Below are 24,314 nucleotides of genomic sequence, written 5' to 3'. Positions count from 1 at the left end.
ACACTAACCATTTGACATGTTGTAATCCTTTCTAGTTCCTCTTACGATACAAATACTCCAATAAAAAACCTATTACTAAAGCGATTATAACTTTAATTCCATCATTCCACTTCGTAATATAATCGATTACAAGATACATCGTAATTGTAGTTATTGAAAATATGAAAAAACCTATAACAACAGACTTTGTATTCAATTGTATCCTCCATTACTTCATACTCCTATTAATTTTACCTAATAATTTAATAGAAGGGAAGCAATGGAAGTTACCAATATTGACCGTTATTACGGTAATCTCTTTAGTTTTAACGATTTTTTAATGAATTCTTCCTGTTCTTTAATTCCTTTTTGAATTGAAGTCTTTTCTTTAAAACCAAGTTTTTTTGTCACTTTCTCATTCGAAATAAACACTTCATCACGAATGTTACGCCACCCAATATCTTTTTTACCTGTAATAAGCTCTTTACCTTTAAACCACTGCCTTTTCATTCCAGATGATAAATTATATACTTCATTTACATGCGTTGTTTCTCCAGCTAATAATAAACCATGAACCACATCTTCTATATATAATATATCATATGTTGATCGGTCGACAATTTCAGGGAAAGTTTTTTTTTGTAATTTTGCCTTCAATAATTGATGATACGCCATATCTTCTCGTTGAAAAGGACCGTACACCGTTGGAAGCCTCACAATAACTACTTCTATATTATTTTTTTTGCTTTGTTGGAGAAGTAATGATTCACCAGCCATTTTCGTTAGCCCATACGGATTTATTGGATTAGATGGCGTTCGTTCAGTAATTATCCCTGTTCTTTCTCCATATACTTGCACCGTTGAAGTAAAAACGATTCTTCCTTTTCCCGTCACTGCTTTAATTAAATGCTCTGTCGCTTTTACATTGTGATGGATTGTCTCTCGTAGTATCTTCCATTGGTTATCAGTTTGAGTCGATGCAGCAAGATGAAATATCACTGTATCATTCGTTAAAATCGCTGAAAAGTCTATACTTTCCACTGGCTGTGGAATATAGTGAAACAACGAATTTCTGCCCATATACAAAAGTCTTTCATCTGCTTGGCTTTGTTGTGCTGTATTAATCTTAGAATCTATTCCATACACTTCTATACCTTCTTCTATTAATTTCGAACATAAGTGGAAGCCAATGAAACCTAAAGCTCCTGTCACGATTGCTCGCTTCATACTTTTCCCCCATTCTTAAAATAAATCCTCTCTGAATATACTGTCAGAGAGGATTTGTTAAGTTTTTTTCATATTGCCGAAAAAAAGAAAAGATTTGGTTATTAAAATACGAAATTGATTTTCCTGGTAAATACAGTGTGAGGTTGATAGGATGATTGATTGAAGAACGATATTTCTCATATCTTTTACTATGTTCCTCAAATCTATATTTTCGATAACTTGTCTCGTGAAAAATGTGCAATGGTATTTGGTGTTTCGATTTCCACACCTTATTTACCTTCAATACTTGTTCTTCCACTTCTTCTTTTTCTACGCCGTAAGCGGAAGATAACTCTGAAAGAAGACGCTTATAAAATAAACGGTTATTTTGCTCTGTCTTGTAATGTCGATAAAGGTGAAGGCACGGATTAATCATGATTGCTGAACGGATATTATTATCCATTCTTTCAAAAAGCTTCAATGCCAATAATGCGCCCATTCCTTCAGCGATAATATGAATATGACGGTTTAAGGTTTCTCTTTTCATTATAAAGTGGTAAAGACTTTCGGCCAATTCATATGCTTTCTCACTACCCCAATGTCTTCCAAAAAAATTCGACGTGAAAATAGTATATCCTTCTTTTCTAAGTGTGTTTATAAAAATTAAGCGTTCTGGGTGTTTGAGCCACAACGACGTTCGTTCATTTACATAGTGATCAATATCACCTATTAATAGAATTGCAAATCCATTCGGTTTTTCTGGTAAATGGACAACACTCCACTGTTCATGGATACAAAAAAACCGTTCGCTTACGCTCATTTTTCCCTCATCCTCATGTGAATATTTCTCGAACATCTCAATTTAATTTATGCAAAAATTCGAGAAATGCAATAACTGAACGTTAGATTAGTTATGAGGCTATTCTTCTTCACTATTTAATTCTTGTAAAATCCACTCTATTCGTTCTCTACCAATTTCAGTTAAATTATTCTCTGGTTGCTCTAATAACGCATCTAACTCCGCTTTTAAATTTTCCATAAGAACCTCCAAAATATGTCCCTACTTCTTATTATTCATATGTACTAAATAAAAGAAAAATGCTTTTATTGTTAATTTATTACTCATTTTCCTGCTAATCTAAAGTAGGGTGACTACAAGTCCTCTACTGCAATTAGGCACTGGCCTAGTCACCCTATTGGGGATGTTTTATGGTTTGCGTTTAGGCATCCATTTGCGATTTTGGTTTGTTGCTTGTGGGAATGTATCGCCCGCTTTTAATTTTATAGACTTTGGATTTTGCACCATGCTTCCAGTTTCACCTATTTCAACGTATATTCCATTATTCGGCACTTTTTGCCCAGGTACAAATTGATGGTTTTGGCCCATTTTATTTCACTCCTTTTACAGTGTCATAAATAATATAACCAGTTAACGTGTATTTTACGTATTAGGAAGAAATTTATGAAGAGGATTTCCACGATTTAAGTACAAACCAAAGAGCGCAATGACTTTTACATTCATTACGCTCTTGATAGTATATATTTATTTTGCTGCGGTTATTTAATTAATGTTGCCAGTACTGCTTTTTGTACATGTAAACGGTTTTCCGCTTCATCAAAGACAACAGAGTGTGGGCTATCAATGATATCTGCGGTTACTTCTTCACCGCGATGAGCAGGCAGACAATGTAAGAAAATGTAATCATCTTTCGCGTAGCTGACTAATTCACGATTTACTTGGTACGGTGCAAAAGCAGCTTCTCGGTCTTTTTGCTCTGCCTCATAACCCATACTTGCCCAAACATCAGTATAGATGATGTCAGCATCTGTTACAGCCTCAATTGGATCATTTGTAATCGTTATGTTTGATCCCGTTAACGCAGCAACCTCTTGCGCTTTCTGAACAATATCTGGGTCCACTTCGTAACCACTTGGAGATGCTACCGAAATATCCATTCCTACTTTAGCAGCACCAATGATAAGCGAATGCGCGACATTGTTTCCATCGCCAACATACACTACTTTAATTCCTTCAAATGTTCCTTTATGCTCATAGATTGTTAACAGGTCTGCTAATCCTTGGCATGGATGATAATAGTCCGTCAGTGCATTAATGACGGGTACTGTTGAATAATTGGCCAGTTCTTCCACTTTCTCATGACTATTCGTACGGATCATAATCGCATCAACATAACGAGATAATGCACGGGCTGTATCTGAAATCGGCTCACCTCTTCCAATTTGAAGATCGCGAGGACTTAAAAATAACGCATGTCCTCCAAGCTGTGTCATACCAACTTCGAAGGATACCCTCGTTCTTGTCGACGCGTTTTCAAAGATCATTCCTAGGGATTTTCCTTGAAGTACATTTGAGATTATTCCTTCCTTTTGTTCCTTTTTCATTTTACTTGCTAACTCTAATAAGTAGAAAACTTCATCAGAACTAAAATCAAGTAAAGTTAAAAAATCTTTTCCTTTTAATTTATTCACATCTACTTTTGTTTCAAACTGTAGCATTTGATCACAACCTTATACACTTGATTTTGTTCGGTGCATCCATTCTTGTATAGAAACAACTTCATCAGCATTTCCATTTATGCTATTAAGCATCATCGATAACGTCGTCATTTCCGTAATGACGGTTACACGGTTTTTCAAAGCCTGTTGTCTTTGTTCTTTCCATGTCTTATACCCTTTTTTAGGTATACTAATATAGGCGACTGCATCTTCTTGGTCAATCCACTCATTAAAAGTGAGTGGTCTACTATCAGATAGAAGCTGGTTTTCTTCCACAATTGTAAACCCTAACTCGCTCATCTTTTTAACTAGAGGACGAAATTCAGCTAGCTCTTCCTCTGCGATGTTAACAAAAATCAATCCTTTTTGTCGATATAGCGGTGGAATTTGCCCTTCGCTCCAAGCAAATGCTTTTTTCATCGCATCTTCCACAGTATTACCAATACTGATTAATTCACCTGTCGATTTCATCTCAGCTTCAAGGATAGGATCTAATCCTGCTAATTTGCTATACGAGAAAATTGGTGCTTTGACTGTATAATAATTCGTCTCAGGAAGATGTCCTGTCGGTAATCCTAAATTACGTAATGACTGACCTAATAATAGTTGGACCGTCGTTTCCACCATATTAAGACCTGTTACTTTACTTAAGATTGGAACTGTTCTCGATGCTCGTGGGTTAATTTCAATTACATATAGCTGATGATTATACAAAACAAATTGGATATTAAAAATCCCTTTAAAATCCATTCCTTTTGCAATTTTATTCGTATATTCGTAAACCGTTTGTTTGACCTCTTCTTTTAAAGAAAACGGTGGAGTTACCGCCATACTATCTCCTGAATGAACTCCAGCTTTTTCAATATGTTCGAACATCCCAGGAATTAAAATATCTTCTCCGTCTGTAAGGGCATCAACTTCAATCTCTACCCCAGGATAATACGCATCAATTAAAATAGGAAAAACGATGGATTGGTCTTGATTATTTACATAATCAACCATTTCTTCTCGACTTGTAATAATGACCATTCCTTGACCACCAATAACATAAGAAGGACGAAGTAACACAGGATAACCGATTTTTTCTGCTTGTTCTACTAAGCCAACTTCATCGTACACAGTAACTCCTGGAATATGTGGAACATTCACGCTCTTCATAAAATCATAAAATCGTCCACGGTCTTCAAGTTGATCAATTGTATCCATTGTTGTGCCATAGAGACGAACTCCAGCTTCTTCTAACCCTTGAACGAGAGAGATAGCCGTTTGACCTCCTAACTGAACGATTACACCTTCTATTTGTTCTAATTCCACAACATTCAAGACATCCTCGACTGTTAATGGTTCAAAATAGAGACGGTCTGCCATTTCATAGTCGGTACTTACCGTTTCTGGATTGTTATTCATGATAATCGCTTCATAACCAAGCTTTTTTAAACTAATGGCCCCGTGAACTGAGCAGTAGTCAAACTCAATCCCTTGACCAATTCGGATTGGCCCTGAGCCAACGATTAATATTTTCTTTTTATTGCTTGAAACATCAACATCATGTTCGCCGTGCCAACTTGAATAATAGTAGGCAGTATTAGCAGTAAACTCTGCTGCACACGTATCGACCATTTTATATGATGGTAAGATGCCATAAGCTTTTCGCTTTTCACGCACATCATGAAGAGAAACATTCCAAACTTGACTGATCCATTGGTCAGAAAATCCAAATCGTTTATATTTGATTAAATCCGCTTCACTAACCAACTCAAGTGATGAATTTGTAATTTCTTGTTCTAAATCAATCAAGTGTTTGAAGCTATATAAGAAAAACAAGTTAATCATCGTTTCCTCATGTATAGTATCTACTGTAATCCCGCGACGCAACAACTCGAGGATCGCAAAGAAGCGTCGATCATCAGCTTTCTTCACGACTTCCCAAAGCTCTTCGTCACCCCATTTCTTTAGGGCTGGGAACGATAAACCGTCTGTTTTGATCTCTAAAGAACGAACAGCTTTTTGAATACCACTTTCCAAGTTTCTTTCAATCGCCATAACTTCCCCTGTCGCTTTCATTTGTGTTCCAAGCTTACGATCAGCTTGAGTAAATTTATCAAACGGCCAACGTGGGAATTTTACGACGACATAGTCAAGGGCAGGTTCAAAACTTGCGTACGTATGTCCTGTTACAGGATTTAGTAGTTCATGCAAATGATAACCTATACTTAACTTCGCCGCCATACGAGCAATCGGATAGCCTGTTGCTTTAGATGCAAGTGCTGAAGACCTACTTACACGTGGGTTTACTTCAATTAAATAATATTGCTTACTATTAGGATCAAGTGCAAATTGAATATTACAACCACCAACAATTCCTAATGCGCGAATAATTTTAACAGAAGCCGATCTAAGCATTTGGTACTCAACATCTGTTAATGTTTGAGAAGGTGCAACAACAATCGAATCTCCTGTATGAATACCTACTGGATCGATGTTTTCCATATTACAAACCGTAATGCACGTATCGTTTGCATCACGCATGACTTCATATTCAATTTCTTTAAAACCTGCGATACTTCGTTCAATTAAGCATTGCGTAATCGGGCTTTGCGCTAAACCACCTTTTACGATATAACGAAGTTCCTTTTCATCATCTGCTATGCCACCACCAGCTCCTCCTAATGTGTAAGCGGGACGGATAATAATTGGATACCCTACTGAGTTTGCAAACTTCACAGCAGCTTCTTCCGTTGATACAATTTGACTTTCAGGAACAGGCTCATTTAACTCGTTCATTAAGTCGCGAAATTCTTCACGGTCTTCACCTTTCATAATCGACTCGATCGGTGTACCTAAAAGATGAACGTTATATTTGTCTAAAATATTAGCCTTATGAAGAGCAAAAGCCAAATTCAATCCCGTTTGACCACCTAATGTTGCTAGAAGCCCATCGGGTTGTTCTTTTTGAATGATTTTCTCAATACTCTCAACGGTTAGCGGTTCAAAATAAACTACGTCTGCACACGCTTCGTCGGTCATGACAGTTGCTGGATTGTTATTAACGAGTATAACGCGGATTCCTTCTTCTTTTAGTGCAAGACATGCTTGTGTTCCAGCATAATCAAATTCTGCCGCTTGCCCAATGACAATTGGTCCTGAGCCAATCACAAGCACTGACGATATCGACGTAATTCTAGGCATAAGCTTTCTCTCTCCTCTTGCTGCTCATTTCTTTTATGAAAATTGAAAAAATCTCTTCACTATCTGACGGGCCAGGATGGGCTTCAGGATGAAATTGAACGGATGCTACTGGTAATTGAGTGTGAATAAGACCTTCAACCGATCCATCATTAATATTTTTATAACGAGCGACTAGACCCGTATCTTGTAAAGAATTTTCTTTTACAACATAACTATGGTTTTGTGAGGTCATATACACTCTTTTCGTAAGTAAATCTTGGACAGGCTGGTTTGCACCACGATGACCAAAACGAAGCTTTTCTGTATCTGCTCCAAACGCTAATGCTAGCAATTGATGACCTAAACAAATACCGAACGTTGGATATGTTGCTGCTAATTTTTTAATATCATTTAGTTGAGCTGCCATCTGTTTTGGATTACCAGGGCCATTGGATAATAAAATGCCATCTGGCTTTAACGTTACTATCGTTTCAAACGGTGTATCGTAGGGAACGACTGTAACTTTACAATCGAATTTCACTAATGTATCGACAATCGATTTCTTATAACCAAAATCGATGAGAACGACATGAGAACTACCTTCACCGTAAGTAACAGTTTCTTTTGTCGAAACTTCTTCGACTAAATTTAACTGATCAATCGGTTCATATTGGTCAAAGTTCACTCGACTTAAATCTGTCGTTATAATAGCACCCATGTCACCTAGTTCACGAATACGCTTCACAACCGCACGTGTGTCAATGCCCGTTAACATTGGAATATTTGAGCTTTCACAATTATCTTGAAAAGATTGTTTCGATTCGTAGTGAAAACCACTTGGGTTGCATTCACTCATAATTACACCTGAAACTTGTGGATGCTTACTTTCATTATCAAAATCATTTACGCCGTAATTTCCGATCAACGGATACGTAAATACGACGATTTGACCTTTAAAAGAAGGGTCTGTTATTACCTCTTGATATCCTGTCATCCCTGTAAAGAAAACGACCTCACCGTACACATCTACTTCTTGGCCAACCCATTCCCCTTCAAATGTTTCTCCTGTGGAGAGCACTAAATAGCCTTTCATTTCCTTCTCCTCCTCACCACACTCAATGTCCGTATATTTATTTTAGTTTTAGTATTTTTATTCAATATTACTTAAAAAAAATTTCGTCATTTGAGATATCTATTTTATTATGGTTTATAGAACATCGGCTAGTATTGCTGCCGCTTTTTCCAATTGATCTTTCGTCACCGTTAATGGCGGTAATAATCGAATAACATTAGGGCCTGCACTTAGGGCTAAGAAGCCTTCTTCTCTCATTTGCGTTAATAATGGACCTACTTCACCTGTACATTCAATTCCAATCATTAAACCTTTTCCTTTGATTTCTTTAACAAAGCTTGAAGTTAGTTTTTCCGTTAATAACTTCATAAAATAATGCCCGTTTTCTTCTACCTGCTTAAGAAATTCAGGCCGAAAAACTTCTGACATTACAGCACTAGCGGCAGCGGTTGCTAACGGGTTTCCACCATATGTGGAGCCATGGCTTCCTGGACCAAAGGCTTCTTTCAACTTTTCTTTTCCGATAACCGCACCGATTGGAAATCCGTTTCCTAAACCTTTTGCAGATACGATAATGTCTGGTGAAATGTTGTAATGTTCATAAGCAAATGCCTTTCCTGTTCGGCCAATACCTGTTTGCACTTCGTCCACAATTAATAAGATCCCGTTTTCTTGACATAACTGCTCAAGTGCTTCCATAAAGACTGGATCAGCAGGATGGACGCCACCTTCACCTTGGATCACTTCAATCATGACAGCTGCCACTTGATCATCTACTAAACTCTTAACCGAGTCGATATCATTAAAAGTTGCATATTCAAAAGAAGGTAGTAATGGACCATAGCCTTCATGAATTTTATCCTGACCTGTCGCAGACATTGAACCGAACGTTCTGCCGTGAAATGATTGTTTAAAAGAAATGATTTTCCATTTCCCTGTATATTTTCGTGCTAGTTTTATCGCACCTTCATTTCCCTCTGCACCACTATTACAAAAGAAAACATAATCACCACATGTATGTTCAGTTAACATCATCGCAGCTTGCTCTTGTGTCGGTATATGAAATAAATTAGATACATGCCACACTTGATCTAATTGTTCTATAACTTTTTCTTTTACAGTCGGGTGATTGTGTCCTAAATTACAAACACCAATTCCCGATGTAAAGTCTAAATATTCTTTGTCATTCGTATCAACTAATATAGCTCCATCTGCTTTTTGCACTGTTACGTCCCATCTTGCATACGTTGGAAAAATCGAACTCATGATAAGGCCACCTTTTCTTTAATCACTTTCGTGCCAACGATTGAACCGTGTTTCGTTAATGAAGTTCCCTTTCCATTAACAATCATCACCGTTTCAATCTTGCCTTGTAGACTTTTAATTGCTGCTTTTACTTTAGGGATCATACCACCATAAATCGTTCCACTTTCAATTAATTGCTCTACCTCTTCTGTTGTAACTTGTTCTAATAAAGTTCCATTTTTTAGAATACCTGGGACATCTGTTACGAATAATAGCTGTTTCGCAATTAAAGCGTCTGCAATAACCCCCGCAGCTGTGTCTGCATTGATATTATATCGTTCGCCATTCTCACCAAGTCCAATTGGAGCAATAACAGGGACTAAATCGCTGTCGATTAACTGTTCTAGCATTTGCTTATTAACAGAAACGGGTTCACCAACAAAACCTAATCTTTCTTTATCGATCGGTTTAGCGGTCATAAGCTTCCCATCACAACCTGATAATCCAATACTATTTAACCCTGCTTCTTGCAACTTTAAAACTAAATTTTTGTTTACTTTTCCGCAAAGAACCATTTCAGCAGTATCTAGTACATCTTTTGTTGTTTTTCGTAAACCATTTATAAATTCACTCTCTATTTTCATTACAGTTAATAGTTTGTTAATTTCCGGCCCACCGCCATGGACGATCACAGGTGACTTTCCTGCATCTTTTAAAGACTTTATACTTAGAAAAAAATCATCTGAAAGTTCTCCGATTGTACTTCCTCCACATTTAACAACGACAATCTCTTTCATAGTTCTCCCCTCACTTGTTATCGTTTACGTACGATAACCGGCATTTATTCTGACATAGTCATACGTTAAATCACAACCCCATGCTTTTCCAAAACCATCACCAACATGTAAGTCTACGTTTATCGTAATATTTTCATTATTTAAATACGCCGTTGCTTCTTCTTCAGAAAAGGAGACAGGCTGGCTCATCTTTAACGTTTCAATTGATCCAAGTGCAATATCAATCGTTTCTGGTTCGATATCAGCGCCACTATAACCGATCGCACAAATAATACGTCCCCAGTTTGCATCTGTACCGTATATCGCTGACTTAACTAGATCAGATCCGACGATTTGTTTTGCCACTTTACCTGCTTCTTCATCATTCTTCGCACCACGTACTTGGACTTCAATAAGCTTTGTGGCACCTTCACCATCTCTAGCAATCTTTTTCGATAAGCCTTCACACGTCTTCTCTAAAGCTGTAAGAAAATCTGACCAATTTGGGTGCTCTTCAGTTAAAGGCTCATTATTTGCTAACCCACTAGCCATGACCACAACCATATCATTCGTTGACGTATCTCCATCAACTGTTATGCGATTAAATGTTTTGTCAGTCACATAGGATAAAGCTTTTTGTAAATCTTCTGCTTCAATATTTGCATCTGTTGTTACAAAGCCAAGCATCGTCGCCATATTCGGATGAATCATTCCTGATCCCTTTGCGACTCCACCAATCGTCACTTCTTTTCCATCGATTTTCGTTTGATAACAAGCATGTTTCTTTACTGTATCCGTAGTTAAAATCGCTTCATTAAAACGTTCAGCACCTTCAAATGACGCCTCAGGATCTAACTCGGTAATCCCTTTTCTTATTTTATCCATTTGTAAAAATTCACCAATAACTCCTGTTGAAGTTACGGCGACTTGATGTACAGGTAAAGAGAACTTTTTTGCTCCTAGTTCACGCATTTCATAAGCATCTTCTAACCCTTTTTTACCTGTGCAAGCATTCGCATTCCCACTATTAACGATAATGGCACGTAATTTACCTTCTGCTGCAATACTTTCTTTCGTTACTTTTAATGGTGCAGCTTGAATTTTATTTAACGTGAATACCCCAGCACTACTTGCTGGCACTTCACATACAATTGCCCCTAAGTCAAGACGTCTCTTTTTGACAGCCGTGTATACACCCGCCGCCGAAAATCCTTTTGGAGTCACGATGCTTCCACCTTCAACAGGAATTACGGCCTCCACCTTTTTACTAATTGTTTTCATATTGTATTTCCACCTCTCATCATCCTGGTTGCTTAAGGGTAAGTTGGGATATAATTTAATCCTAAAGTCTCCTCAAACCCGTGCATTAAATTTAAGTTTTGAATCGCTTGACCTGCAGCGCCTTTCATTAAGTTATCGATCACTGAAACAACGGTAATTCTTCCAGTTCTCTCATCATACGTAATCCCGATATCACAATAGTTCGTACCGTAAACCTCTTTTGTAGATGGGTAATGACCCATTTTTCGAACTCTTACGAAAGGTGAATTCTTATATGTTTCTTCAAACAGTTCTCGTAACTGTTCTTCAGTTATTTGATCACTCTTACTATTCACGTAAATCGTTGCCATGATCCCTCTTGTCATTGGCACAAGGTGAGTACTAAAGGTAACAAAAGGTACTTCCCCTGCGTATACATTTAATCCTTGTTCAATTTCTGGAATATGTTTATGTTGATTCACTTTATATATTTTAAAATTATCATTCATTTCACTAAAGTGTGTCACGGCTGATGGGGATCTCCCTGCACCTGAAACCGCTGATTTCGCATCGACGATAATACTTTGATTATCAACTAATTCATTTTTTATGAGTGGTAAAAGTCCAAGTAATGTAGCTGTCGGATAACAGCCAGGGTTGGATATTAATTCAGCTTGTTGTATTTTTTCTTTTTCCCATTCAGGTAATCCATACACTGCTTTTTCTAGTAAACTATCCTTTGCAGCATCGATACCATACCATTTCTCATAAACATTCCCATCTACTAACCGTAAATCTCCTGATAAATCAATCACTTTCAGACCTACATCTAATAGTTGTTCTGAAATGTCCCTTGATACTCCAGGTGGTGTCGATAAGAATACAATATCTGCTTGTTCTTTAATTATTTGAGGGTCTATATCTTGTAAAACTAAGTCATTTATTCCTTGTAAGTGCGGATAGCTATCACTGATCTTTATTCCTTGTTGTGAGGAAGAGTGAACAGAACGTAACTCAACCTCTGGATGATTATGTAGTAGCCGGATTAAGTCTGCTCCGCCGTAACCCGTTGCACCGATAATTGCTGCCTTCATTAGTTTCTCCTCCTCCAATTACTTCTTCATTCAATTCAATCTATTCCATATTCTTAACGTTGTGTATAATTATAAGTATGAATAAAAATAAATGCAACTGTATTTTTATTTTTAATTGAAATTTTCTTAACCTTTTTTCACTGGAATGTTTTATACAAGCTCTTCATTTCTGTTTACGTTTTTTAAATGTAAATTCCTTGAATATACAATTAACCATAACCAAATTTTAAGTGAATAAGAACAAATACTGAAATGTTTACATTCGTGACTTTCCTTGCTAAACCAAAGAGTCCTAGTTTGGACTATCTTGCTATGCTATTAACTCAATTACAAAGCCATCGAACACAAAAAAGCAAAGAAAATGAATTTCTCTGCTTTTTGTATATCTAATTTTATGTGTTTGTATGATAACGAATGATTTTATATGTAATCACCACGTACACTACTTAACTAAAAGTAATTATCGTAAGTAGTTTTTTACATCATTAATAATGGGTTGTGGATCGGCATTTAAACCATCATACTTCCGAATAACGTTTCCTGCTTCATCTATTAAATAGAAGCTCGTTCCATGCATAATATCGTCACTATCAGCTAATGGTTGGACGATGGTTTGAAAAGAACTTGTAGCAAGAGCCGAAATCTCTTCTTCTGAATAGCCTGTTAAAAACATCCAACGTGAGAAGTCTGCGTCATTATTTTCACCATACTTTTTTAACACTTCTGGTGAGTCATATTCTGGGTCTACGGTAAATGAAACCATCTTTACGTCTAACCCCTCATCTTCTAATGCATATTGCAACACTCTAAAGTTAGGTGTCATCAAATTACAAACGGTTGGACAACGAGTAAACACCATATTAGCGATCCATGGCGTTCCAAGTAAATCTTCATTTGTAATGATTTCTCCCGATTGATTCTCGGCTGCAAACGCGCTAATTGTTAAATTAGCTGCTGTGAGGTCAAAGTCGTTTTCTTCCTTTTTTTCTGTGTGGTAAAGCCAGCCACACCCACTTAACAAAACAGTGAATGCTAATACAGGTACTAGTATTTTTATTTGACCAAGTGACTTCATTAATTTATAACTCATATTTACAACTCCTAATCATTAAAAACTTCCATAAGTGGAGTTTTTTCTCTCCACTTATGGATCGATGATAATCAATACTATTAATTTTTAATTGTGTGAGTGACTGGAATATCACTAATTGAAGGTCCTTCAGACTGCTTTTCTTTCTTAATCCATTGTTTAAAAACATAGCCAATGGTAAAGCCATACGTAATTTCTTGCATAATTTTCATTACAATCCCTGCTAATTGTTGATCATAGAGAGGCTTCATTGGTGAGAATGGATTGGCCCCACTCGCAAAAAGGTCATATGGAATATCTGCACCTGCAGGTAAACAAAACGCCATGACCGTTGCCCACGTGTTCGGATCTGTATAGACTCCATACATCGGTGTACCTGCAAATATAATGAGAGCACAAGCAGGCGTGATTAAAATACCATTTGCAAAAATATAACCAATACGTCGTAAATCAGAAAGCTGGAATTTACTTGGAATTGGTGCTAACATATGCCACCACATTAAAGTAGCAGCAACAAACATCAACATCTCATATGCACTATGGAGCATTACATTTCGCATTAAGAAATCAAAGATGTTGGGTAAATGATAAACCGAAAAAAGAAAGTTAAAGAATAATACCCCTATTAACGGGTTAAAAAAAAGTCGCCCAATCGGCTCAAGCGATGTCCCTTTTGATTTATGCAAAACGGCACGGAAGAACCATTTTGGTGTACCTAGAATAAAAAGTGGGACGGCAACAAAATATGCAAACACCATTTGCGTCATATGAAAAGAGATCATTAAATGTCCTGCTATATAAAGCGGACTTCCCCAACCTAGATAGAGTGCGATGAGACCGAGAATAAAATATGTTTTTTGTTTTCCTGAGACAGGTTCAGCTCCAACAAAACGGTCGCGCCACTTTCCGACTAATCTAAAATAGAGCCAGCCGACAATAACTAATATAATGATGAGCTCTGGTGTCCAAAGTGCACGAAAACCAAAGTTTGTAAATAACTGTTGTATCACTGATCTTTCCTCCTATCGAGTGCATTCCTTCATTAAAAATAGGGAATAAAATTACTATTAGTAGTGTAAATATACGATGTATGATACTCTCGTCTATAACTATAGCACACTTTATTCCTTTTCCTAAGGTGTAAAGTGATGGCTAATTTCTAACAATATTTTGAACGTAAAGGAGTCGTAATATGAGTAAACCACATTTAATTGCTCTTGATCTCGACGGTACTTTGTTAAAAGATGATAAAACCATCTCATCTCGGACGAAAAAAGTAATTGAACTAGCGAAATCTCAAGGTCATATCGTTTGTATTTCTACTGGAAGACCGTACCGCGCAAGCGTACAATATTATAACGAGTTATCTCTAACTACACCTATTGTGAATTTTAACGGTGCGTTTGTTCATCATCCTTTGGAAAGCTCCTTTGGATATCATCATACCCCCTTAGACATAAAAACTGCGAAAACAATCATTGAAACATGTGAAGCCTTTAGAGTTAATAATATTATGGTAGAAATTATTGACGATTATTACCTCCGTTATTATGATAAAGTATTTATTGAAACATTTACAATGGGACAAACTCCTGTAGAACACGGTAATTTACAACAAATTCTCCAAGATGACCCTACCTCTGTACTCGTTCACCCTAAAGGCGAGCATATCGATGATTTACGTAATTTGTTAGCAGACGCTCATGCTGAAGTTGTAGATCAACGTTCATGGGGAGCCCCCTGGAATATTATTGAAATTATTCGTGCAGGGATGAATAAAGCAGTCGGTTTAAAACGAATTGCTGAATATTACCATATTCCAAAAGATCGAATTATCGCCTTTGGCGATGAAGACAACGATCTTGAAATGATTGAATATGCAGGTACAGGTGTAGCAATGAAAAACGGTATAACTGAGTTAAAATCGATCGCTAATGAAATAACCTTAAGTAATGAAGACGATGGTATTGCAATCTTTCTGGAAGAAAAGCTCAATCTTAAACTTACATAAGAAAATGACTCCTTGGAAAAAATACTAGTGCGTAAGAGCATTACTTTTTAATTTTTTTCAAAGGAGACAAAAAAATGAGCAAACGATCTCGATCTAAGCGTGAAATACAGCAAGGTAAAGATGCGGTACAACCAGAAAACGAACGATATACAAACGTGACAACAATGGCTGAAGCTGAAAAATCCAGTCGTCACTCTAAGAGGGATTGTCATGAGTAATCAACTTTTACAAGAAGCTCGTACAGCGATTGAGTTAGCCGAGCAAATGGCACAACATGCTGTAACACCAGAAGAAACGCAAGCCGCACAAGTACAAGTTGAAAAAGCAAGAAATAATTTGCTATCTGCTTACGCCAATTCGACTATTGCCCAAAAACAACAATTAGAAGAAATGCAAGAGTGTCTAAATCAAATCGATAATGAATATCAATAAATACAACCCACTTAACCTCCTTTTTTTGGCAAAAATTGCCTAGGTTAAGTGGCTTTTTTCAATTATCGATCTTCGTCTTCCAAAAAGTTTATAAAATGTATTTTTCATGTATAAGCGTTAGATTAAACCTCTTTATGTAAATGAAGAATCATTTCGATAACCCTATTCGCTCTAATCTTTTTATGTTACTCTATTAAATGGAGAATCGTTTCGTTTGTAGACACATGAAAAACATGTAATTTTACTCTAGAATTGAATATATTGGTCTTGGATAGGGGGACTAGGGTTTATGAAAGTTTATGAAGTTCCAAAAAACGCTGATCAAGCATTACGAATTCGTCTAGCGGATCTTTTAATGGGGCAAATGGAATCACTTGGTAAAGAAGACGCTTATGATCAATTATTAAATGCTATTAATCTAGCACTGCAAGAAGGATCGCCCGCACATATTTTTGTAGCCGAATTGGAAGACGCCATTATCGGTGCTGCGTTCTTCAATATCGGAATTAGTATGACTAAAGGTGGTCATTACATTTGGTTAAATGATCTCTATGTTCATAAAGAGTACCGAAATCGTGGAATCGCCAAGAAACTTCTATTAAAGATAATTTACTGGTCTGAAAATACAAGTATCAAAGGAATTGAATTAGAAACAGGTATTAATAATGAAGCAACGAAAGCCTTGTATAATTCTTTAGGTTTTTATGACATCATTTCAAAACGATATGGATTTAGATTTTAAAACTGTTGAGTAATATTCAACAGTTTTATTTTTTTTACTTCTTTTTCTTTTTTGTTGTTCATAGTATAGTAGCAACCTCTAGAAAACTCAGTCATGACAGTGATAAAGGAGTGTGGCCCATGTCTTATTATTACTACGAAGCAGAATTTAACAACCTCCATGTGGAACTGTCCAAGCATGCACTCCATCAGTTTATTAAAAAAATGATGAATGAAGATTTCTCACTCTTTTGGCGGTATGAAGACGACTCGATCTTACTTATTATCGACAACCATGAAACACTTTACGAAATACCATTCTTCCGAAATAATGAATTTTTAACTTTAGATATTGAACACCTCACAGTTAACGATGAGATTATTGTTGAAGCCCTAGAAGTCATTATTTCTCGGTTTAACGGGAATGGTGTAGTAAAAAAGTTCACGGGTACTGGCGGTCCCCATTACATCACAAATTACAAAACGGGGAGTATTCAGTCTATTATCGAAATTGATGGGAGTGAAAAAATTATTATGAATAGGAATGGTTCGATTGTAGAATACAGAGAGTATGGTCATAATTTGGAACCCCAGACAGTTTATAATATTACCAATATGGAGATTGATTATGAACTGATGGAATTACATGAAGCTATTCAAGAAAACGATGAACAAAAAATAAGAGTGCACAAAAAACGCTTAAGGAAATTACTTAATCGCAAGGAAGAAGTATCTCAACTTTTATAATATGTAAAATGAATAAAGCTAATACAACAATTATGATAAACTGCGTTCCTTTTCACTTCTAAGCTTTTTCACCAACGCTCACCATACACTCTAATTTTAATGGTCAAAAGTTAGGCTGACTCTATTTCATGTATCAAACACCTCTTAGACACTATTAGCCGTTCCCATCAATGGTAGCACTCTCTTGTAATGAGGAAACATGAAACTTGTGAGTCAGCCTAAACTTTTATGAATAACACAGTTCCATCCACCATGTTAATACATATACCCCTGATTGAAAAAAAGTAGGAACTTCTTAGTTAGTCTCTATAAAATAGAAATGGTGTCTTTGTTAATTGTTTGTTTGAATAAGACAAGTTTCAAGATTAATATTTACCACTATACAAGACCTAGAAAAGACGCAAAACCGTGTGGCTTGCGTCTTTTTAGATATTTCCTACATATTAACCTTATCCATTTTATCCTTTTTTCTCTTACTTATGGCTGTATAGAGTGCTGGTACTAATATAAGCGTAAAAAATGTTGAAAAGAAAATACCTGACATAATGGAAATCGCTAACGGTGTAAATAATACATCCCCACTTAACGCAATTGGAATCAGTGCAGCAATAGCCGTGAGTGCTGTTAAGATTATCGGACGTAACCTCGCTCTACCTGCTTCTATAACTGCTCTTGTGAGTGAATACCCTTCCCGCATTCGTTGCTCAATAAATTCAATAAGTACCACCGAATTTCGAACAACAATCCCAGCTAATGATACTACACCCATCATCGCCATAAACCCTAACCCTGTCTGAGTAATAAAAAGACCGATTACTGCACCTGAGATCGCTAAATATACTGTACTCATTACAAGTATAGGCGTAGATAAAGAATAAAATTGGACAGCCATCACAATGTAAATAAGAAAGATAACAATGATAAACAGTTTACCTACTTCAATAAAGAAGTCACTTCTTGCTTCTGTTTCTCCACCTATAGTGATCGAATATTCTTCATTGTACGAATACCCTTGAATATAATCATTAATATTTGTTTCTAACATTGTTTTCTTATCTTCTCGCGGATAAACACGTAAAGTTACCGTACGAATACCATTTTCATGCGGAATTCTTTGAATATTTTCTGTCCGTTTTTCAACTAATAGGTCATTTAATAAAGTTGATGAACCTTCCTCACCTCTCCCTGAAATTTCAAATTGCGATAAATCTAATTCATCAGTAGAACCGTCTCCTTGAATAACTAACCTCATATCATAATAATTGAAGCCATCATCAAATTGCCCTACTGGTATACCTTCTGTTACTAGACGAATTTGTTGACTAATGTCCCTCATCGTAATTCCATGTTCGTTCATTTTTTCACGGTCTGGTTCAAATAAAATAGTAGGCCAAGGATCGCCAACATCGTCTACAACTGTACGCGTTTCTTCCATAGTTAAAATGGAATTCTTCAAATCTTCTACAATATCGAGAATCGTTTGCATTTCTTTTCCTGAAACTTTAATAGCTATTGGTGCACCAACGGGTGGTCCTGCTTCAATGGTTGTTAACTTCGTTTCAAGGGAAGGAAACTCTTCTTGTAAAATATCACTCCATTTACTGATCGTTTCTTCTGCTGATTGAATATCTTTGTCAACCCGTACGAGTAATTGTCCTGTGTTCTCACCTGCACCTGAAAGAACTGATCCGAATAGAGGTGGTAAACCTCCTCCTGTAAACCGAGAAACTTCAAGGATGGCCTCGTCCGCTCTCATACTTTCCTCAATGGTTACTAATAGATCATCGGTTTGTTCAATAGTCATTTCAATAGGTGCAGTCACATCGACAGTAACTTCTTGTCGATCTGCACTTGGGAAAAAGACAACAGGAATAAATGGGACCAAACCGTATACAACAGTACATAGCGCAAGCCCAAAGATTCCAATCCGCCATGGCTTTAAAACAATTCTCCCCAAAATTTTATCCGCATACCAATTAGCTAGTTTATCAATTGGGGTTCCAAGTAAACCGTTATCAAACTTTCTAGGCGCTTTTCTTTTTTTGTGACGCCAAATTTGAAAAATGGGTACTAGCGTTAACGAAATAATCGTCGATGCAATAATCGTTGTAATTAAAACACTTGGAAGCGCTCGAATGAAATCTCCACCGCTACCTGATATAAACACAAGTGGTAAAAAGGTAAATACGATCGCTAATGTTGAAGTAATAATTGAAACTCTAACTTCTCTCGTTCCAATTAAAGCACCTTCTAGTGCTGAGTCACCTAGTTTGTATCTACGTTCAATATTATCGTTAACGACTATCGCATCGTCAACTAATATCCCTATAGCAATAATGAAGCCAATAATGGAAATTTGGTTTAAATCCACCCCTAAATAAGGGAGCGGAATAAGCCCAAGCAATATCGAAGTAGGAATCGCTAGTGCAACGATAATTGCTGAAATAAAATTTAGTCCTAATAATGTTACGATAATGACCACAATAACAGCGATGATAAAAGAAACCGCTAAATCACTAAAAATCTCTGTAACAATACTATTTTGAGTATAGAATAAGTCCAACTCAATGGTAGCTGGTAGTGCTTGACTTAGTTCTTTCATTTTTTCATCTACATTACGGTGAAGCGAAGGTACATCGATTCCGCTTTCAGGAATGATCGTAAATGATACTGTAAACTTTCCTTCATACGTAATAATATCGGTCGGCTGTTCGTATCGAATTTCAACTTCTCCTATCTCATTTAATTGAACAGGTTCTCCATTCGAAAACCCAACAACGAGTTCCCCAAGTTGATCAATGTTTGTTACGACAGGTAATGTTAGTTGGTTCAGACGGCCATTTATTTCTTGTTTTCCTAACGGTACTTGGTCAAACTCACCTTCAAGTGCATCTATTACACTAGGTAAGTAAATCTCCAATTGATTCATTACATCTTGATCAAGTTTTAAAAGCAATTCCTGATTTGGAATTCCTTTTACGATCGTTGCTTTTACCCCTGAGATACTTTCAATAACCCTTTGCCATTCAGTAATAAGTGGCTGTAAATAATAAAGTTCTTCATAACTTTCTTCGGTTACAAAATGGTAAGATGACAGTGCACCTAATGCCCGATCATCACTAATAGTTGGAGGTAAGGTCCCTTCTGGAAAAGAAATATTTAACATGGACTGAGTAACTTTAGTTAAAACATTTTCTTGGTCAACACCTTCTTCAAGCTCCAAAACAATCGTTGATACACTCGATGCAGAAAATGATGAATAAGCACTTATCCCCTCCACTCTTTCTATCTCTTCCTCAATAGGAACCGTAATAAATCGCTCTACCGTTTCAGGATTAGCTCCTGGAAAAACGGTTGACACTGTAGCTATCGGTAATGAAATTTCTGGAATTTCTCTCTGCGGTAATTGATAAAACGTAATCAACCCAATAAGCATTAGGAAAAATAATAACATAAGGGTAATTTTTGACTTTTTAATTAGCCAATCAAACATCGCTTTTTCGCCCCTCTCAAAACAAACAACAAAACCTATACATTTGTTATACGATATGTATAATTATATTACAACTATTTTTACTTAAGAAAACAAAAAAAATGACTTAGCCTATGCTCACATCATCATTCAAGAGAAAAGAATAGTTGTTTTCACCTGAACAACTTCTGTAATTCCCCCTAAAATGAAGTGCTGAAAACGGATAAGTCATCTTCATTTATTTATTTATTTATTAGATTGCGTAAAAAATTATCATCGTTGCAATGGCATCTTCTACACCTTTATTAATGTAACGATGCTTGTAGTGAGCTGAAAAACGGATCCCTTCCCCAGTACAAATGGAAAATTTTTCTTCAACCACTCCAATTTCCATTTTTCCTTTTTCAACTAATATATATTCTTCGACACCATACGCATGAGGATCCGACTCATGGTGACATCCAGGTTGAAGAATGAGAGAAAAGATTTCAAATGGCTTTTGGTATTCTTTCGGAAACAACGGATAAACTTGAACTACGCCTTTTTCTTCGATCAGCGGTTCAACTTCTTGACGACTTACAATTTGAATAAAAGGGGTTTCTTCTTCAATAAATGTGGTAAAAGGGACTTTCAAACCGTTAGCAATTTTCCATAATGTACTGACCGTTGGATTTGATTCCCCTCGTTCAATTTGTCCAAGCATTGGTTTACTAACTTCGGTTATTTGAGCTAACTTATCTAAACTTAGTCCTCGTTCTGCACGAATTTGTTTAAGTCTCTTACCAATAATTTCATTTAAATTCAATTTACTCATAGAAGAATTCTCCTTGAAAACATGTATATTATGATTTACAATTCAGTATATCATAACATACAATCTATTATTCTAGAAGCGAGGGAATAGAATGGCAACTTTAACGAGCGCTAACCGTGCGAATCAACCTTTCACAAAAGGGGTGATGGTTGGTGTCGGTATTGCGATCGGTTATACACCTGCAGCGATTACCTTTGGCCTTTTAGCGAAAGCTACAGGATTAGGCTTTGTCGAGACGGTCGCGATGAGCATGTTTGTTTTTGCTGGTGCATCTCAATATATGGCACTCAATTTACTTGCAATCGGTACGGGTGCTTTTGAAATTATTTTTACTACTTTTATTGTCAACATTCGTCATTTACTTATGAGTGCTGCTGTTAGTGAAAAAGTAGAAGACGAGCATCCGATAAAGAAGGCTCTTTATTCATTCGGAATCACCGATGAAGTATTCGCAGTAACATCAACACAGGAAGGTACGATTAAGACAGGCTTTATCGTAGGTGTTGCTTCTATGGCTTACGGCAGCTGGGTTATCAATTCAGGGTTAGGGTTTCTAGCAGGTTCAATCCTCCCCGAAACATTACAACAAAGTATGGCCATTGCTTTATATGCCATGTTTATCGCCTTGCTTATGCCTTCATTGAAAAAACATCGAAAAGTAGTATCATTAGCTGTGTTTGCCGCTGTACTAAATATGATACTATCTCAATTTATTCCAAGTGGATGGGCGATCATTTGTGCGACATTAACCTCTTGTATCGTCATTGAACTCATTGACAAAAAAACTGCATAGGAGTGTAAAACATAATGGATACGAGCATTCTCCTCATTATTGCTGGAATGGCAATTGTAACTTACATCCCTAGAATGTTACCGCTTGTATTTTGGGACGCTAAAAAAATTCCACCAAAAATGCAAGCCATTTTAAGAAATGTACCGTATGCAGCTCTTGGTGCATTAATCTTCCCTGGCATCTTAACCGTACATGAGAACGTCATGTTTGGGATTATTGGCGGAATTACAGCTGCCATTATTGCCTATTTCGGTGCAAGTTTGATTGTTGTAGTCCTCAGTAGTATTGGAATTTTATCAATCATTTCCTTTTTTTTATAAAGTGAAACTTCCATCAGTGAGAGGTTTTCCTCTTCCCCCACTGATGGTTAGTTGCGGCCCACACGATGTGGGTCACACAGACGTTGCCACAGGACGTGGCAACGTCTGTGTTCATTAAGCACTTACTGGCAGTTTATCCCCCACTTATCCTTCTTTAATTCCTCGAAGTCTTGAAGCGGGGGTATCACTGTCAGTTGTTGCGGGATAAAAGAATAGCGCTTACCCTCTAGGTTGATGAATTTATTTGTCAGCCCTTTTTGGTTAAACGAAGTAATGTGGCATTCGCTTCTTCCATTATCCGATCAATGATTTGTTTAGCCCCGATACCTTCAGTTAGACGCAATCCTTGTCCTGCCCACATCGACATCCATTCTGACTTTTCTTGCTTCGCTGCTTCTTTACGTAAGGGTTGAGTTAATGCATTTTGCACTGGATAAATTGGAACTTCACTAACAGGTACATCCTTTAAACGATCAATAAATTCATTTTTAAGTCCTCTTGCAGCTTTTCCTGAAAATTTGGTCGTTACGGTTGTCGCTGCTTCCGTTGCTTGAATTATTGCTTTTTTATAAAGCGGATTGGCTCCACTCTCAAGCGTCGGTAAGAAAGCCGTTCCCATTTGAACAGCACTTGCACCAAGTGAAATACTTGCAATTAAGCCTCTTCCGTCCATAATTCCACCTGCAGCTATCACTGGAATATGTACAGCATCAACCATTTGTGGAACGAGCGCCATCGTCCCAATCATCGCATCTTCAGCAGCACCTGAAAAAGTCCCACGATGTCCACCTGCTTCACTTCCTTGCGCTACAATCGCATCGACATTCATTTTTTCAAGTTGCAAAGCTTCTTCAACTGTTGTTGCTGTGCCAATTACAATTGTTCCATTAGCCCTCAACCTATTTATCCATTCTGTTTCGAGTATTCCAAATGTAAATGAAAAAACAGGCACACTTTCTTCAATAATCACTTCGATTTGTTTTTCAAAGTTAGGTCCCCATTCATCTTGTAACGATAGCTGTTCTATCCCAAGCTTTTCATAAAATCCTTTTAAAGTATCCGTCATTTTTATAATTTTACTTTCTTCTATCGTCGTAGTCTCTGGAATAAATAAATTTACGGCATACGGTTGATCCGTTAATTGTTTAATTCTTTGGATCGCTCCTTTTATTTCTTCAGGCCCCATATAGCCTGCCCCTAATGTTCCTAGACCCCCACAATTTGAAACCGTTGCGATTAACTCAGGCGTTGTCGGTCCTCCTGCCATCCCCGCTTGAATAATTGGTCGTTTTATTTTTAGTAATTTGGTTAACTTTGTCTCATACCACATTTTATTTTCCTCCTAATTTAATATAAAACTGAGAAAATGAATTGTTTTCATAACTTAGAATGAAGGTTGTATAAGTGCCAAAAAAAGATAGAAGGAATAACCTGCCATATCCTTCTACCTTTTTTTTATTGTTTCGTCTTTTAGGGTAAAGGTCCCCCCTCTTAACGTAGGTGGGATGTCTAATCAGGTGGGATCGAGAATCCATCTGATTCCCCGATGGTCCAGCTTGCTGGAACGAGTTCGCTTTTTTATCGAATTGAATGAACAG

At 36.9% G+C, this 24,314-nt stretch carries 23 protein-coding genes; 7 read left to right on the top strand and 16 right to left on the bottom strand.

Features of this window, described 5'->3' with window-relative positions; all coding sequences use genetic code 11:
- Nucleotides 1-31: 31 nt before the first annotated feature.
- The 13 genes from BK574_RS27730 to ctaG form a co-directional block, all read right to left on the bottom strand.
- Entirely contained in the window at nucleotides 32-196 is a 165-nt protein-coding gene (locus tag BK574_RS27730) for a hypothetical protein (protein WP_158211737.1), read from the bottom strand.
- 89 nt (nucleotides 197-285) lie between these two features.
- Nucleotides 286-1,206: an NAD-dependent epimerase/dehydratase family protein gene (locus tag BK574_RS23605; protein ID WP_078430318.1), complete on the bottom strand. Its 921-nt coding sequence runs from the start codon at nucleotides 1,204-1,206 to the stop codon at nucleotides 286-288.
- Nucleotides 1,207-1,249: 43 nt separating this feature from the next.
- Nucleotides 1,250-2,005, bottom strand: a complete 756-nt coding sequence (locus BK574_RS23600) for a lipase family protein (RefSeq protein WP_078430317.1) — start codon at nucleotides 2,003-2,005, stop codon at nucleotides 1,250-1,252.
- Between the two features lie 387 nt (nucleotides 2,006-2,392).
- Nucleotides 2,393-2,572 (bottom strand): YjzC family protein, encoded by a 180-nt coding sequence (locus BK574_RS23595; protein ID WP_075385895.1) that lies wholly within the window; start codon nucleotides 2,570-2,572, stop codon nucleotides 2,393-2,395.
- Nucleotides 2,573-2,742: 170 nt separating this feature from the next.
- Complete coding sequence (gene argF / locus BK574_RS23590; RefSeq protein ID WP_075385894.1) at nucleotides 2,743-3,702, bottom strand: ornithine carbamoyltransferase; 960 nt, start codon at nucleotides 3,700-3,702, stop codon at nucleotides 2,743-2,745.
- Nucleotides 3,703-3,714: 12 nt separating this feature from the next.
- Nucleotides 3,715-6,891, bottom strand: coding sequence for a carbamoyl phosphate synthase large subunit (locus BK574_RS23585; RefSeq protein WP_078430316.1), 3,177 nt, complete (start codon nucleotides 6,889-6,891; stop codon nucleotides 3,715-3,717).
- Nucleotides 6,884-7,963 (bottom strand): carbamoyl phosphate synthase small subunit, encoded by a 1,080-nt coding sequence (locus tag BK574_RS23580; RefSeq protein ID WP_075385892.1) that lies wholly within the window; start codon nucleotides 7,961-7,963, stop codon nucleotides 6,884-6,886. Before BK574_RS23580 ends, BK574_RS23585 begins: the two co-directional genes overlap by 8 nt.
- Nucleotides 7,964-8,077: 114 nt before the next feature.
- Nucleotides 8,078-9,208, bottom strand: coding sequence for an acetylornithine transaminase (locus BK574_RS23575; protein ID WP_078430315.1), 1,131 nt, complete (start codon nucleotides 9,206-9,208; stop codon nucleotides 8,078-8,080).
- A complete protein-coding gene (gene argB, locus BK574_RS23570; protein ID WP_078430314.1) occupies nucleotides 9,205-9,984 on the bottom strand; it encodes an acetylglutamate kinase in 780 nt (259 codons plus the stop codon). Before argB ends, BK574_RS23575 begins: the two co-directional genes overlap by 4 nt.
- A 24-nt stretch (nucleotides 9,985-10,008) precedes the next feature.
- On the bottom strand, nucleotides 10,009-11,244 hold the full coding sequence (argJ, locus tag BK574_RS23565) for a bifunctional ornithine acetyltransferase/N-acetylglutamate synthase (protein ID WP_075385889.1): 1,236 nt from the start codon (nucleotides 11,242-11,244) through the stop codon (nucleotides 10,009-10,011).
- A gap of 32 nt (nucleotides 11,245-11,276) precedes the next feature.
- A complete protein-coding gene (argC, locus tag BK574_RS23560; protein WP_078430313.1) occupies nucleotides 11,277-12,317 on the bottom strand; it encodes an N-acetyl-gamma-glutamyl-phosphate reductase in 1,041 nt (346 codons plus the stop codon).
- 460 nt (nucleotides 12,318-12,777) lie between these two features.
- The gene (locus BK574_RS23555; protein ID WP_238458077.1) at nucleotides 12,778-13,407 is read right to left on the bottom strand and encodes an SCO family protein; all 630 of its coding nucleotides are present in this window, start codon (nucleotides 13,405-13,407) and stop codon (nucleotides 12,778-12,780) included.
- Nucleotides 13,408-13,487: 80 nt separating this feature from the next.
- Nucleotides 13,488-14,417, bottom strand: coding sequence for a cytochrome c oxidase assembly factor CtaG (ctaG, locus tag BK574_RS23550; RefSeq protein ID WP_338020615.1), 930 nt, complete (start codon nucleotides 14,415-14,417; stop codon nucleotides 13,488-13,490).
- Between the two features lie 182 nt (nucleotides 14,418-14,599).
- Here ctaG and BK574_RS23545 point away from each other — a divergent pair, with 182 nt between their 5' ends.
- The 5 genes from BK574_RS23545 to BK574_RS23530 all read left to right on the top strand — a co-directional run bounded on the left by BK574_RS23545 (nucleotide 14,600) and on the right by BK574_RS23530 (nucleotide 17,317).
- Nucleotides 14,600-15,418 (top strand): Cof-type HAD-IIB family hydrolase, encoded by an 819-nt coding sequence (locus BK574_RS23545; RefSeq protein ID WP_078430312.1) that lies wholly within the window; start codon nucleotides 14,600-14,602, stop codon nucleotides 15,416-15,418.
- Between the two features lie 74 nt (nucleotides 15,419-15,492).
- Nucleotides 15,493-15,636 carry a competence protein gene (locus tag BK574_RS27155; protein WP_139313800.1) on the top strand — a complete coding sequence of 48 codons (144 nt, stop codon included), beginning with the start codon at nucleotides 15,493-15,495 and terminating at the stop codon, nucleotides 15,634-15,636.
- Nucleotides 15,629-15,850: a DUF3813 family protein gene (locus tag BK574_RS23540; protein WP_075385886.1), complete on the top strand. Its 222-nt coding sequence runs from the start codon at nucleotides 15,629-15,631 to the stop codon at nucleotides 15,848-15,850. The genes BK574_RS27155 and BK574_RS23540 overlap by 8 nt, the downstream gene beginning before the upstream one ends.
- Nucleotides 15,851-16,139: 289 nt before the next feature.
- Nucleotides 16,140-16,592 carry a GNAT family N-acetyltransferase gene (locus BK574_RS23535; RefSeq protein WP_078430311.1) on the top strand — a complete coding sequence of 151 codons (453 nt, stop codon included), beginning with the start codon at nucleotides 16,140-16,142 and terminating at the stop codon, nucleotides 16,590-16,592.
- A 119-nt stretch (nucleotides 16,593-16,711) separates the two neighbouring features.
- Entirely contained in the window at nucleotides 16,712-17,317 is a 606-nt protein-coding gene (locus BK574_RS23530) for a hypothetical protein (protein ID WP_078430310.1), read from the top strand.
- A gap of 436 nt (nucleotides 17,318-17,753) precedes the next feature.
- On the opposite strand, the gene BK574_RS23525 is transcribed toward BK574_RS23530, so the two are convergent.
- Both BK574_RS23525 and BK574_RS23520 read right to left on the bottom strand, forming a co-directional pair.
- Nucleotides 17,754-20,810, bottom strand: coding sequence for an efflux RND transporter permease subunit (locus BK574_RS23525; protein WP_078430309.1), 3,057 nt, complete (start codon nucleotides 20,808-20,810; stop codon nucleotides 17,754-17,756).
- Between the two features lie 232 nt (nucleotides 20,811-21,042).
- The gene (locus tag BK574_RS23520) at nucleotides 21,043-21,603 is read right to left on the bottom strand and encodes a helix-turn-helix domain-containing protein (RefSeq protein ID WP_078430308.1); all 561 of its coding nucleotides are present in this window, start codon (nucleotides 21,601-21,603) and stop codon (nucleotides 21,043-21,045) included.
- Between the two features lie 91 nt (nucleotides 21,604-21,694).
- Between BK574_RS23520 and BK574_RS23515 the strand changes: the two genes are divergently transcribed.
- Nucleotides 21,695-22,396 carry an AzlC family ABC transporter permease gene (locus BK574_RS23515; protein ID WP_078430307.1) on the top strand — a complete coding sequence of 234 codons (702 nt, stop codon included), beginning with the start codon at nucleotides 21,695-21,697 and terminating at the stop codon, nucleotides 22,394-22,396.
- A 14-nt stretch (nucleotides 22,397-22,410) separates the two neighbouring features.
- On the top strand, nucleotides 22,411-22,716 hold the full coding sequence (locus BK574_RS23510; protein WP_078430306.1) for an AzlD domain-containing protein: 306 nt from the start codon (nucleotides 22,411-22,413) through the stop codon (nucleotides 22,714-22,716).
- 247 nt (nucleotides 22,717-22,963) lie between these two features.
- Here BK574_RS23510 and BK574_RS23505 read toward each other — a convergent pair whose 3' ends face one another.
- On the bottom strand, nucleotides 22,964-24,046 hold the full coding sequence (locus tag BK574_RS23505) for an NAD(P)H-dependent flavin oxidoreductase (protein WP_078430305.1): 1,083 nt from the start codon (nucleotides 24,044-24,046) through the stop codon (nucleotides 22,964-22,966).
- Nucleotides 24,047-24,314 lie beyond the last annotated feature (268 nt).

It is taken from the genome of Alkalihalobacterium alkalinitrilicum (assembly GCF_002019605.1).
In the GTDB taxonomy this organism is placed as follows: Bacteria; Bacillota; Bacilli; order Bacillales; family Bacillaceae_F; genus Alkalihalobacterium; species Alkalihalobacterium alkalinitrilicum.
The sequence above is the reverse complement of the archived record's forward strand: the minus strand, read 5'-3'. Positions and strand labels throughout refer to the sequence as shown.